The sequence below is a fragment of the Aggregatibacter kilianii genome, from assembly GCF_003129965.1.
GTDB lineage: Bacteria > Pseudomonadota > Gammaproteobacteria > Enterobacterales > Pasteurellaceae > Aggregatibacter > Aggregatibacter kilianii_A.
Map to the genome: position 1 here is coordinate 103,706 of NZ_NRCJ01000001.1, position 13,790 is coordinate 117,495.

The window sequence follows — 13,790 nt, forward strand, 5'->3', positions numbered from 1 at the left end:
GCAAGAACCAATGTAGGGTGTGTGGATTGGCACAATCCACGCACGTATTTGATCATTAAATTCTTCGTGCGTGAACCTACGGTTCACACACCCTACAAAAAATTAAATTAATTTAAGAAAGGTAAACAAAAATGTCAGAACAAGAAGTAAAAGAATTAGACCTGAACGGCGAAATGCTCGTTCGTCGTGAAAAATTAGCGGCATTACGCGCCAAAGGTAACCCATTTCCGAACAAATTCCGTCGTGATGCGTTAGCACAAGACTTACACGCACAATACGATGCGGAAGAAGGCGAAACGTTAAAAGAAAAAAACATTGAAGTTGCCGTTGCCGGTCGTATTATGACCCGCCGTGCAATGGGTAAAGCTACGTTTATCACTATTCAAGATATGAGTGGTAAAATCCAACTTTATGTGGCGCGCGATAACCTGCCTGAAGGCGTGTACAAAGATGATGTCGGTCACTGGGACTTGGGCGACATCGTGGGCGTAAAAGGCACGTTATTCAAAACCAAAACCAACGAACTCACCGTGAAAACTACCGAAGTTCAATTATTAACCAAAGCGCTTCGTCCGTTGCCGGATAAATTCCACGGCTTGACCGACCAAGAAGTGCGCTATCGCCAACGCTATTTAGATTTAATTTCTAACGAGGAATCCCGCCGCACTTTTATTATTCGTTCTAAAGTGGTAGCCGGTATTCGTGAATACTTTATTTCGAAAGGTTTCTTGGAAGTAGAAACCCCAATGTTACAAGTAATTCCGGGCGGTGCGGCAGCGCGTCCGTTCGTGACTCACCATAATGCGCTAGACGTAGATATGTACCTACGTATCGCCCCTGAACTTTATTTAAAACGTTTAGTCGTGGGCGGTTTTGAGCGCGTATTTGAATTAAACCGCAACTTCCGTAATGAAGGCGTTTCCGTTCGTCACAACCCTGAATTCACTATGTTGGAATACTACCAAGCCTACGCGGATTACCACGATTTAATGGATAACACCGAAGAATTATTACGCAAACTTGCTATCGATATTCTTGGTACCACCATCGTGAAATACGGCGAATACGAATTCGATTTCGGTAAACCATTCGAACGTATCACACTACATGATGCGACCATCAAATACGGTGCAGACAAAGGCATTGTGAAAGAAGATTTATACGATATTGATCGCGCCAAAGCTGTTGCTAAACGTTTAGGTATCGAAGTACAAAAATCTTGGGGTTTAGGCAGCATTGTGAATGCGATCTTTGAGGAAGTAGCGGAACATCACTTAATTCAACCGACGTTCTTAATGGCACATCCTGCGGAAATTTCACCGCTTGCCCGTCGTAACGATGAAAATCCGGAAGTCACCGACCGTTTTGAACTCTTCATCGGCGGACGTGAAATCGGTAACGGTTTCTCAGAATTAAACGACGCGGAAGACCAAAATGAACGTTTCGATGCGCAAGTTGCCGCAAAAGAAGCGGGTGACGATGAAGCCATGTTTAAAGATGAAGACTTCGTGGTTGCATTGGAGCACGGCTTACCGCCAACAGCCGGCGAAGGGTTAGGTATCGACCGCTTGGCAATGCTCTATGCCAACGCACCGTCTATCCGCGATGTGATTTTATTCCCGGCAATGCGTCAGAAATAATTCAGAGATAAAAGTGATGACCTCCCGGTCATCACTGATTTTGTAGTTCGCAAACCTCCTACATAAAAAAACTAGGTATCACATGACATTTCAACCTTTCCTTTCAAAATTCCCTTGTGATCACCGATTGAATTTTATTCGGGTGGCAGTGCCTAAATAAATATTAACCAGATTAACAGGCTGAGTATGTTTAAAGTTTCTAAAGAATTTAGTTTTGATATGGCGCATCTGCTGGATGGACATGACGGGAAGTGTCAAAATTTACACGGACACACTTATAAATTGCAGGTAGAAGTGCACGGCGATTTGTATCAGGATGGTGCTAAACAAGGCATGGTGATTGATTTCAGCGATTTGAAGAAAATCGTGAATAACGCCATTTTAGCGCCGATGGATCACGCTTTTATTTACGATCAAACCAGCGAGCGGGAAAGCAAAATTGCCATCTTATTACAAGAGCTCAATTCCAAAACCTTCGGTGTGCCGTTTCGCACCACGGCGGAACAATTAGCACAATTCATTTTCAATCGATTGAAATATCAGGAAGACCTTCCGGTCTCTGCCATTCGTTTATGGGAAACGCCCACCTCTTTTTGTGAATACGAGGAATAAGTGCGGTGCAAAATAACAGTGTTTTTATGCCTTCTTACAACATCGTTGAAATTTTCGAAAGCCTGCAAGGCGAAGGCTTTAACACCGGCATGCCGAGTATTTTCGTGCGTTTTGGCAAATGCAACCTTGCCTGTCCTTGGTGTGACACCAATTACAATCAGTTTGAGCGCATGACGCTGGCGCAGGTGATGGAAGAAGTGCGGTCGTTTTCCGCCAAGAATATCATCATCACCGGCGGCGAACCGACCATTGTGCCGAATATAGATGTTCTACTCGACCAAATGAAATCGGAAGGTTATTTTCTCGCTATCGAAACCAACGGACTAAAACCGATTCCGCCGCAAATTGACTACATCGCCACTAGCCCGAAACGGTTATATCAACATAAATATGAACAGCGTTGCATTGATTTCGCCCACGAAGTCCGTATTGTGGCGGATGAGAATGTGCTGGCATTTTGTGAGCTGATTGAAACCAAAATCCGCGCGGACCGCTATTACCTTTCTCCTTGTGAAATTAACGGCAAAATGAATTTGCTGGAAACCATTACTCAATTAGGGTTATTAAACCAACGTCCAAACAAACCCAAATGGTTATTAAGCGTACAAACGCACAAATTAATCGGTATCGAATAAACTTTTTCTACTAAATTGTTAAGTTTCACTTGATCGCTATATATTTATTTGTATAATGAAGGCGTTTTTATTTAAGATAGTCGTCATTCTTAAACACAGTGGCCGGTGCAAACACTCCCCCACGTCTTTAACAAAAGATATTCGCACCGGCCATTTTTTTCTTCTTATTCCCCATCAAAGCCATTATCATTACGCCATTCGTTTTCTTCACTCAGAGAATTTTTATGCACAATTTAGCCCTTGAAAATTTACTTAATCAAAAACTCAACAGCAACGCCATCAACGACTACGCGCCTAACGGATTGCAAGTGGAAGGTAAGCCCGAAGTCAAAAAAATTATCACCGGTGTCACCGCCAGCCAAGCCTTAATTGACTACGCCATTGCGCAAAAAGCCGACGCATTACTTGTTCATCACGGTTATTTCTGGAAAAGCGAAACACCTTGCATTCGCGGCATGAAAGGCAGACGAATCAAAGCCTTATTGGTGAATGACATCAATTTATACGGCTACCATTTGCCTTTGGACGTTCACCCGGAGCTCGGCAACAACGCCCGACTCGCCCAATTACTCGGCATTGAAAACCTCCAACCGTTGGAACAAGGCGCGGTCAGTATTCCCGTGTGGGGCACATTAAAAGAACCGCTCACCGCCGAACAATTTGCCGAACACATTGAGCGCGTATTAAACCGCACGCCGCTAATTTGCACGGAAAACGGACCGCACTTTATCCGCAAAGTCGGCATTTGTACCGGTGGCGGACAGGGTTATATCGACCTTGCTGCGGCTCAAGGATGCGACGCATTCATCACCGGCGAGGTTTCCGAACAAACCATCCATTCCGCCAGAGAACAAGGGATTCATTTTTTTGCCGCCGGTCACCATGTCACCGAACGCTACGGCGTGAAAGCCTTAGGCGAATGGCTGGCAAAAGAATATGGCTTTGAGGTGGAATTTAAGGATATAGATAATCCGGCGTAAAAATTTGTGAATAAGATCGCAAAAAATATATATACACTGGGATTGAACTAGGTAACTAGACCGTTACATTTACCATTAAAAAAACTTTTCAAGTTTAAAGTAGATTTCGTTTTTGTTGTAGGAATATAGCCAATCTACATTACTGCGTACTTTAGTGTGTTTATAGTTAAGACTTGGCACAAAGCCCCAAAATTCCCAGCGGGGGATTTTTAACGAAACATTGTAAATCTGTTCGTTATCCTTGCGTTTAGCATCAAGCAAAGCATCGTAAGCGCGATAACGAGTTTGACGCAAATTTGCCGACAAACCGAGATCAATACCGAAACCTGAAGCTAAATCGGCGCCGAAATAAACGCCGTAACGTTGATATTTATCGGAATCAAATGCTGTTCCACCCTTGCGACTATAATTCATTCCGCCCAATAATGTGACGTTTTCATTAAACGCAAAAACTTGTGTACCAAATAGTGAAAACAGCTGCCCGTCATAATAGCGGTACTGTTTATTTTTATGACGTTCATTTTTATATTCCAAGGTCAGCATGGAATAAAGACGTTCCAGATTATTAAAGGCATATTCCAGCCGTGTGCCTTTGCGGGTGAGGAATACATGATTGCCGTAATGTACGCTTTCAAAAACGGGTAACAAACTTAAACTATGTTGTCGATCACGATAGCCGTAACCTAGACCAAATGAGAAATTATGCTCGGTATCAGTAGAATTATTACGATAAATATCGCCGTATCCTGACGCTTTGAAACTTAACCCGTGATGACCGGTGAGATTGTGATATTTATCCAAAGTCGCTTCATATTTTAAACCGCTGGCGGAGCGCATTGGTTCCGCTTCGCGGGTGTACCGATATTCAAAACCAAACAGCGGATCATAGGCAGTTAACTCGACTTTTTTACGGGAAGTCTGATTAATATTGCGTGTATAGCCAAAACCTAATGCAAAGGAACCATGCCAGCTTTCACGATTATCCAGCTCTGCTTGATAGTTTTTTACTTTTTCCATCACGTTCGGGTTATCGGGCAAATCAATTTCAGCAAATAAGCGACGTGAATTTTTCAATTGATAATCAGCAAAATAAAGACGCGCCAAATCCAGCTTACCGCGAGCAAAGTGCGGTTCGTTTTCCACGAGTTTCTTATACTTGTCGATGGCTTGCGTCCAGCGATTCTGATTGAGATCGATATTGGCTTCGGCGAATAAGATCATGCCTTCTTCTGCCTGTGGTTGAATCCGATAAAATTCCAGCAGCTGTTGAATTGCCTGCGTATCTTTATTGTTAATCGACGTAAGCAGCGCGAGTGTTAAGTCTTCAAAGGTATTAATTTCAAATTGTTCTTCCTGTTGCTGTCCGCTGAAGAAATTATCGTCGTTAACGATTTGTCGCTCCTGTTGCTGACGCTGCAATTCCGCTTGCTGACGCAATTTCACATCCGTATCAACCTCCGCCCCCCACAACGCACTGGTGACACTCAACCCCAATAATAATGCTAATTGATAACGCATAATCTCTCCACAATTCATATAAACTAAAAGCCCTTTCCACCGACAGATGAAAAGGGCTAATTCGAGTCATTATTCATAAATAGCTATCCTTATTTTTTCGTACCGCCGAAGGCTGTGTTGTATTGATTATGTGCACCGAAGTCCGCAATACCCGCTAAAGCGGCAGCTTGGTTGCCGTAGAAGTGACCTTTTGAAATGCCGTTCACGCTGTTATTGGCTTTTGCCGTGCCGTTAAATGAAGCGTCGGCATTGATTTTGGAGTTTACCGCAACAGATAAACCGCTTCTGGCAATCGTACCATTCAAAGTCTTAGCACCAAAGTCAGCTTTCATTTCACCTTTCAACACGGCAGTGTTCGGACCACGATGTTTATTGATACCAACCACGGTGTAAGTGGCTTGACCGGATTTTGGTAACTGTGCGGCAGTTGTTGGATTGGAACCTGCATAGTAAACGGTGTATTTGGAGGATTGTGCAGCTGCATTTTTACTATTGCGTGGTACATCTTCCCAGTCACCGAACCAGACATCTTGATTGCCCACTTGTTTGAAGGACATTCTGCCGAGATCTCGGTGTTCCGGCATCATTGGTACAACGGCAAAAGCCTTAGGCATTGCATACATACGGGCAACATAGACTTGATTACTGTCCTTTGTGGCTACGGAACTAGGAACATACCATTTGCCAGCCATAGATGCTATTTTACTGAAAGACTGGTATTTATTGTTAGCTGTATTTGTATCTTTAGCTACTTTAGGATATGCAATATCTATCCCAGCTTTTGCTTTATCTTGGGTTGAATTTCCCACCTGCACATATTTGGTTTTATCAGTTGTACGACTTACTCCACCAACCGTTGCCGCACTTGCAGTTCCAACCATAGTTAATACGGCGATAGCAATTGTTGTTTTAGTTAACATTCTCATAGATTGTTCCTCTATAAAGTGAATTGAAATAATTGATTACCTTTTGTCGCGTAACATCTTATTAACGACGAATTAACTATAGTCTAAAGTCTTGACAAATACAAATGATAATTTTTATCATCTAATTAAAAACTCGCCGTTAACCCTAATTTAATGGTTCTACCCGGTGCCGGCATGGAGGAGCGGGCAAGCGGATCTAAATAATAACGGTCAGTTAAATTTGTGCCGACAATTTCTAAGGACAGGTTGCTATTCACTTTGTAATTGATATACGCATCAAATACGGACACCGGTTGCCAACGGACTTCATTGCCGCCATATTCATAAAATCCGGCTTCACGCAATGAACGCGTTCTACTGTTTTTTACTCTGCTGTGATATTGCCAGCGGGCACCAATTTCTAATTTTTCATCAAAGAAACGCATACCAAAATTTGTAGTGATGGAATATTTTGGTGCTATAGCATTTTTAAGATAGCCATTTTCATTTCCGCCATTCACACAGGTAGGATATGTTTTAAAACTGCGGGTATCCGGATCCACGGTAAACCAACCATAATCCATGACCGCACTGTAACGATCACAGAATTTATTTTTAATGTTATAGACCACACTAAGATCAGCAAAGATGCGCCCCGAATCATAACGGGTTTGCAATTCAAGTCCGGATAAAGTGCGTTTATCAAATTGGGAAATGGTATAGTCTGAGGAGCGGTCAAAAATATTGTGGGTCACATTATGGAAATAATTTAATTTTATATCGGCAGAACGTAGTTCGGGGAAGAAACCACGCAAATCATGGACATAACCTACTTCCCAATTTTTGCTATGTTCCGGTTTATGGCGATATAGCGGTCTCACAGTCACATTAGAATAACCGATAGTATCTTCATAAATACTCGGCATGCGTTTAACTTCATCATAACGCACATAAATACGGCTATTTGGTGTAATCAAGAAGGTTGCACCGAAGGACGGTGCCCATGCGTGATCTTTACGTTCGGCTTTGAGCATTTCCTGATATTCTTCTTCAGTAATAACTTCATCCCCAAGTTCAGTAACTTCCGGTAACGTATAGTAATACACCTCTTTACCATCGATTTCGGAGATAACCTTTCGGTTTAACATTTCAGAACTAATTCGACCGTCATAATATGGAAATTTTTCAATAGGGAATCTTTCTCGCCCGGGTTCGCGTCGCCAATCAATGCTCACATCCTTAACCCTAATTTCATTATCTTCCGTTCGAGTCATCAAATCATATTTGGCTTGATCTTCCAAAGAAAGAGCATGATATGCCGCCCAATGTTCATCAACATTAAGTGTTCCACCGCCATTAGGATCTTCAATCATCTCAGGTACAGAAGTGAAAAAGTCTCTTTCCGCTTTTGTGGCAAGACGCCCCATCGTGAAACGCTTACCTTGATTAAGCGTGATATTCTCTCTGTTTGTATTAGCCGCCTTCATACTTAACCCATTATCTTTTGATTTATAGTGGGTATAACGGGCACCTGCGGAAAGCAATAACCAGTCCGTAGCTTGATAATCAAATTTAAAACCGGCATTAAACTCGTTCCGATTGCCATAGCGACGACCGTTATATTCTGTTACCCCATTAGAGATTTGACTATAACCAGAATCAGGATCACCAGTTAAATAACGATATTGATCCCATAGCGGGAATAGACTATTGGAATCCAGTGTTTCCCTCTTATAGTTTGCCATTACGGTTAGGTTAAGTTTCGGAGTAATTGTTAAGCGATTACTAAAATTAATCCCCCAATGGTTATCTTTTGAAAATTGAGCTTGTGTTGGCATAGTGTTAAAAATACCGTTTATGTTTGGAACGGTGGGTTTAATTTGTTGTTTTAGCCTTTCCACTTCAGGTTTTAATTCGGCTATTTTTTGTTGACGGGTTTCCTCTACTGCTTTCATAAAATCAACTTCAGAAATCGTTCCTTCCTGATAACCATACCAAAGATTTGGATCCAGTAAATAGTAATCAACCCACTTTTGATAATCGTTACCTTGGATAATCGTATAGTTCGTATTTTTTTGATACCACTGCCCCCAAGCCATATCAAAAGCCGTATCACCAAATAGTACATCTCCCGGAGAACCGTTAGAGGTATTGGTCATGCCGTCATTAAAAACTGCCCAAACACCTACCTTTAAATTAATCCAACGATTATCTTCCGGATTGTATTCATAATCGAAATTCACTGCTTTTTGTTTCACTTCCGATAGCGGCCATTCCAGCACAGTCCCCAAAGTCGCCATGGTTTTTGTTAAACGGGAAGGCATAATTTCTCCGTAATTAATCTCACTTTGACGATAACCTAAACTGAGTTTTTGTGTCGGAGTAGGTTGGAATGACGTTTTAAACAGATAGGATTTGGTTTCAATAGATGTATTTGGCATCTCATTACCGGGTTTATATACAGCACCCATAATTGGAATATAAGGATCATCAAACTGAGCCAAATTTGTTTGTTCAATATCTTTCCAAGTAATGTCTCTACCGTATTTTTCTGCGCCTTTTTTACCGGCAAAATAATTACCTTTATTGCGATAAGCATAAGCTGCCAAAAAATCAAATTTATCTTCTTTTACCGCCGCCGCAAAACGATAGGCATAGTCTTTAAAAAAATGATTTCGCCCATGGGAGCGTGGTGGTAACCCTTCATTATCACGAAAGAACATTGCCCATTCGCCTAACTGAACTTCACCTGCATTTGGCAAAGTACGGTAATCCACCCCCATAGGGAAAGGATGTTGACGACGCTTAATAGAATTATTGGCGGTTTCAGTTTTAAGTTCGAAACCAAATTTTTCACCCGGTTTTACAATATCATCCACTTCCAGCGTTTTCATTTTAACTGCACCTCCGGTTCCGTTATGCAAATCCGATGTTAACGCCGGTCCTTTTTCCACGCTAATGCTACTAACTAAAAACGGATCAATATAGTTACGGTTTTGTATTCCTGCAAAGCCCCGCCAAACAGTAATAGATTGTTCTGTGCCATCAACAATAACCGGAATTCGTCCTTGTCCCGATACGCCTCGAATATTCGGATCTAATGCACCACTATTACGGGTGTCACCGCTATACACCCCATTAATCCCGTTAAACAATTCGCCTACCGAATGCCCTTTATAGGTCTCGATTTCTTTTTTGCTTTTATATTCGGTAACTTGATCTTTCAGGAATACTTCGTCTTTGCCTTGTTGCGCTTTTTGTTCCGCCTGTCCGCTCACCGTAATGGTTTCCAACGTTTCGGTATTTGCTTCTTCGGCGTAAAGCGCCAGATGAATCGACAATGCCAGAGGGCAGATAAGTAAAGATATTTTGGTTTTCGTCTCCATATATTTCTCCCGAATTCTCAAATATGAATAATTATCATTTATAGAAATGAGAAACATAGTTAATTGGTCAGTTATTTGATGTCAATAGAAACGGTTGGAAAATTGTTAAATTATGATGTTGATCACAGAATTATGAGGAAAGAAGGAGAAGAAGGAAAAGTGCGGTCGTTTTTTTAGATGTTTTTACGCCAAAAGATAAAAAAGGTCGCACACTATGCGACCTTTTTATCAAACGGCTTACAACAAAATCTCCGCCAGCAATCCCGCTCGGTTGCCGTTCGGATCCGTTGTGTTTTTTAACCGCACTTTGTAATGGTGTAGCTCGGCGATGCGGTAAACGATGGATAACCCCAAGCCGCTACCTTTTTCATTTTGTCCTGCCGGGCGATAGAAACGCTGTCCGAGTTTGGCAAGATCGACCTCTTCAACGCCGCCGCCGTTATCTTCCACGGAAATCTTTGATTTTTCTAACCGCACTTTAATGTGGCTACCTTGTGGACAATAACGAATAGCGTTGTCGATGAGATTACGCAACATTAAAGAAAGTAACAAGGACTGCCCCGATTTAGCCTTCGGCACGGAAATTTCTTCAAATTCAAGGGTGATTTGACGTTTTTCCGCATGGAAATACAATTCGCCGATGAGCGACGGAATGATTTGCTCCCAATGAATGTCCTGCAAATTGTCCAATTCTTTCAAGCTGTCTAAACGGGAAAGGGTCAATAATTGTTCAATAAGCTGACTGGCACGATCAATGCCTTTGGTGAGATTATCCAGCGCCTGTTCACGCACATTGGCGTCATCACCGGCGATTTGCGCCACTTCCGTTTGAATGCGTAAAGCGGCAAGCGGACTACGCAATTCATGGGCGGCATCGGAGGTGAAACGGCGTTCGCGCAATAACATGCTGGAAGTGCGATCAAAAAACTGATTCAAACTTTGAATGAGCGGCAGAATTTCCGTCGGAATATTTGCGGTGTTCAATAACGTGGTGTCGTCAGGCGTGCGCTGCGCCACTTGTTCGCCGATTTGTTTCAGGCTTTTCAATTCCTTACGAATAATCAACCCAAGGGCAATTAACAAAAACGGCAACCCGGCAAACCAAATCCACATTTGCCCGAATACCATTTTATTCACTAAATCATCGCGATATTCCTGCTCCTGCCCCACGGCGATCATAAGCGGCCCGTCGCCCACCGGAAGCCAGAAAATGCGCCACTCGTCATCGTCTTCCCGCAAACGGGCTTGGCTGAAGCCACGTTCCGGCGCGAAAATAAAGTTTTCGCCGTTTTCGCCGTCGCTCAACAAAATATCCCCGTCCGGCGCGAAAATGGCAAACGCCAACGCGTCATCTTCAAAATCCGGTCTTTTAAAACCGCGACGTTTGTGAGGCGGTTTGCCACGGTGATGACCGATTAAAATCGTACGCAAATCGGAAGACGCCAACCGCTCGGCGAATAAAATTTGTTGTGCATCAAATACTTGATTCACTTCTTTACGCACCTGAAACCACGCCACTGCGGTGGAAATCAGCCACACGCATACGGACACCAAAGACAAGGTGACAATCAGGCGGAAACGCAAGCTATAATTATGCCAGTTCGTCAGTTTCATCATTTTTTCCCAGCGCATAACCCACGCCGTGTACGGTGCGAATAAATTGTTTGCCCAGTTTTTGGCGCAAGTTATAAATATGCACTTCCAAGGCGTTACTGCTCACTTCGTTATCCCAGTTATAGAGTTTATCTTCAATAAAATCGCGGGTCAGCACACGTTCTTTGTTCAGCATAAAAAGCTCAAGCAGCTTATATTCGCGGGTGGTTAAAGCGATTTCCCGATCGTACAGGAAAACTTTGCGTTGGTTCGGGTCGAATTTAACCCGGCTGTGTTGAATAATCGGGTTGGCATGTCCGTAGCGACGACGAATCAACGCCTGCAAACGCGCCACCACTTCCGCCAAGGCAAAAGGTTTGCACAAATAATCATCCGCGCCGCGTTGCAAGCCGATAATGCGTTCGTCTAAGGTATCCCTTGCTGTCAGAATCAACACCGGCACATCCTGCCCGTTTTTACGCCATGCTTGCAACACATCCAATCCGTCCATTTTCGGCAGCGTCAAATCCAGCACCACCGCATCATAAGGCGCCGACTGAGCCGCCTCCAGCCCGGTTTTGCCGTCGGTAAACCAATCCACCGCAAAACCCGATTTGGTCAAGCCGATTTGAATGCCGTTGCCGATTAAAGGATCATCTTCGATTAATAAAATCCGCATAAAAAAATTACCGCACTTTTTGAGTTAATCTCTTTACAAAAAATAAAATACCAAAACAAAAAGTGGCTCATCACCACTTTTTGTTTTCTTGCCGGATTATTTTACAATTTTTTCGACGCGATCAATATCCACTTCGGTTTTATCCCAGGATTTATCCACTTCGCCGTAAAGTTTCACTTCATCGCTTGGGGAAATATCTTGTCCGTGCCAAGCTTTGCGTTCGATTTCCACTTGGATTTCGCCGCTCGCATCTTTGAAGATAAAGTCTTCTTTGCCCACTTGTTTCACGATGTTGCCTTGTAAGATGATGTATTGATCGTCTTTCCAGGTGTTCGCGTCAGAGACTTTGCTGACCGCTTGGTCGCTGTTCACGAAACCGCCGCGTTTGAAATCACCTTTTTTGTGGTGTTCCTGTTGCGGCGCATTCGGATCCTGGAAACCGCCTTTGGCAAAGGCGCCGGTGGCGGCGATAGTTGATAATACGAAAATTGTTGCTAAACTACGTTTCTTCATTTGAAATCTCCTCATTAAATTTATCTTGTAAGTAACAAAGCCCGGCTTTGTTGCGAGCTATTAAACGAAAGAAAAATTAAGAAAGTATTAAGAGGCTTAATTATTTTCTAAAAAAGAGAAAAAAAGGAAAAATTATGCGTTACGACCAAATGTCCGCCTTTATTGTCATGGATATTGTACGGGAAGCGGCGAAATACCCCAACGCCATTCATTTTGAAATCGGACAGCCGGATTTGCCGCCTTCCGATAAGGTTAAAGCCGCTTTGCAAAACGCAGTGCAACAGAATCGGTTCAGTTACACGGAAAGCCTTGGATTGCTTGCCTTGCGGGAAAAAATCGCCGAATATTATGACCGCACTTATCAGGTCAACATCACCCCGAATCGCATCGTGCTCACACCCGGCACCAGCGGCGCATTTTTGGTGGCTTACACGCTCACGTTAAAACATGGCGACAAACTCGGCTTAACAGATCCCTCTTATCCTTGTTATAAAAATTTTGCCTATATGATGGACATTCAGCCCGAATTCATGCCGGTGGATAAACAGGATTGTTATCAATTAAGCGTGGAACAGCTGGAACGTCATCAAATTAGAGCCTTGCAAATTTCCTCCCCGGCAAACCCGACGGGTAATATTTACACCGCCGAACGTTTAAAAGCGCTTAACGACTATTGCCGCGCACATCATATCGCGTTTATTTCCGACGAGTTGTATCACGGCTTGGTGTACGACGAAACAGCGGCGACGGCATTACAATTTAATCCGGACGCTTATGTCATTAACGGCTTTTCCAAATATTTCTGTATGCCGGGCTTACGCTTGGGCTGGGTAATCGTACCGGAAGACAAAGTACGCGAAGCGGAAATCATCGCGCAAAATATCTTTATTTCCGCGCCGACATTAAGCCAATATGCCGCACTGGAAGCCTTTGATGAAACGCATTTAGCGCAGGTAAAACAACAATTCCAGGCGCGCCTTGATTTTCTGTACAACGCTCTGAAAGACATTTTCACCATCGAATTTAAACCGCAAGGGACATTTTATTTGTGGGCGGACGTATCGAAATACACTGACGACAGCTATGAATTCGCCAAACAAATGCTGCATGAAATTCAAGTCGCCACCACGCCGGGCATTGATTTCGGGAAAAACGGCACGAAGCATTATTTGCGTTTTGCCTACACCCGTAACATCGAGCATTTGCAGGAAGGCGTGAATCGCATTAAACAATGGTTGGCAAATAAATAAAAATTACCCGTTCCGGTCATTGAACGGCAAATTTATGCGCCTATAATAGGCGTGAATTTTAACTTTCTATTTACAAAAA

The 13,790-nt window shown here is 43.1% G+C and carries 11 protein-coding genes and 1 riboswitch; of the genes, 5 read left to right on the top strand and 6 right to left on the bottom strand.

The annotated features are described in order from the left end of the window. Positions 1-131: 131 nt before the first annotated feature. From lysS to DK430_RS00505, 4 genes are all read left to right on the top strand, one after another. Positions 132-1,640 carry a lysine--tRNA ligase gene (lysS, locus tag DK430_RS00490; protein WP_109077162.1) on the top strand — a complete coding sequence of 503 codons (1,509 nt, stop codon included), beginning with the start codon at positions 132-134 and terminating at the stop codon, positions 1,638-1,640. A 36-nt stretch (positions 1,641-1,676) separates the two neighbouring features. After that, a riboswitch (PreQ1 riboswitch) is annotated at positions 1,677-1,721 on the top strand. Between the two features lie 105 nt (positions 1,722-1,826). Next, complete coding sequence (gene queD, locus DK430_RS00495; RefSeq protein WP_109077163.1) at positions 1,827-2,252, top strand: 6-carboxytetrahydropterin synthase QueD; 426 nt, start codon at positions 1,827-1,829, stop codon at positions 2,250-2,252. A gap of 26 nt (positions 2,253-2,278) precedes the next feature. Next, positions 2,279-2,887, top strand: a complete 609-nt coding sequence (locus DK430_RS00500; RefSeq protein ID WP_109077164.1) for a 7-carboxy-7-deazaguanine synthase QueE — start codon at positions 2,279-2,281, stop codon at positions 2,885-2,887. A 224-nt stretch (positions 2,888-3,111) separates the two neighbouring features. Then, positions 3,112-3,867 (top strand): Nif3-like dinuclear metal center hexameric protein, encoded by a 756-nt coding sequence (locus DK430_RS00505; protein WP_109077165.1) that lies wholly within the window; start codon positions 3,112-3,114, stop codon positions 3,865-3,867. Positions 3,868-3,942: 75 nt separating this feature from the next. Here the strand turns inward: DK430_RS00505 and DK430_RS00510 are convergent, their stop codons facing one another. The 6 genes from DK430_RS00510 to DK430_RS00535 all read right to left on the bottom strand — a co-directional run bounded on the left by DK430_RS00510 (position 3,943) and on the right by DK430_RS00535 (position 12,461). Beyond that, positions 3,943-5,385 (bottom strand): surface lipoprotein assembly modifier, encoded by a 1,443-nt coding sequence (locus tag DK430_RS00510; protein ID WP_162616789.1) that lies wholly within the window; start codon positions 5,383-5,385, stop codon positions 3,943-3,945. 89 nt (positions 5,386-5,474) lie between these two features. Next, positions 5,475-6,311 carry a Slam-dependent surface lipoprotein gene (locus DK430_RS13140; RefSeq protein WP_162616790.1) on the bottom strand — a complete coding sequence of 279 codons (837 nt, stop codon included), beginning with the start codon at positions 6,309-6,311 and terminating at the stop codon, positions 5,475-5,477. Between the two features lie 125 nt (positions 6,312-6,436). Then, positions 6,437-9,676 carry a TonB-dependent receptor domain-containing protein gene (locus tag DK430_RS00520; RefSeq protein ID WP_162616791.1) on the bottom strand — a complete coding sequence of 1,080 codons (3,240 nt, stop codon included), beginning with the start codon at positions 9,674-9,676 and terminating at the stop codon, positions 6,437-6,439. A gap of 237 nt (positions 9,677-9,913) precedes the next feature. Beyond that, complete coding sequence (gene qseC, locus DK430_RS00525) at positions 9,914-11,308, bottom strand: quorum sensing histidine kinase QseC (protein ID WP_109077169.1); 1,395 nt, start codon at positions 11,306-11,308, stop codon at positions 9,914-9,916. Then, a complete protein-coding gene (locus DK430_RS00530; RefSeq protein ID WP_109077170.1) occupies positions 11,268-11,948 on the bottom strand; it encodes a response regulator in 681 nt (226 codons plus the stop codon). The genes qseC and DK430_RS00530 overlap by 41 nt, the downstream gene beginning before the upstream one ends. Positions 11,949-12,044: 96 nt before the next feature. After that, the gene (locus DK430_RS00535; protein ID WP_109077171.1) at positions 12,045-12,461 is read right to left on the bottom strand and encodes a YgiW/YdeI family stress tolerance OB fold protein; all 417 of its coding nucleotides are present in this window, start codon (positions 12,459-12,461) and stop codon (positions 12,045-12,047) included. A 134-nt stretch (positions 12,462-12,595) separates the two neighbouring features. Here DK430_RS00535 and DK430_RS00540 point away from each other — a divergent pair, with 134 nt between their 5' ends. Then, positions 12,596-13,711: a pyridoxal phosphate-dependent aminotransferase gene (locus tag DK430_RS00540; RefSeq protein WP_109077172.1), complete on the top strand. Its 1,116-nt coding sequence runs from the start codon at positions 12,596-12,598 to the stop codon at positions 13,709-13,711. Positions 13,712-13,790 lie beyond the last annotated feature (79 nt).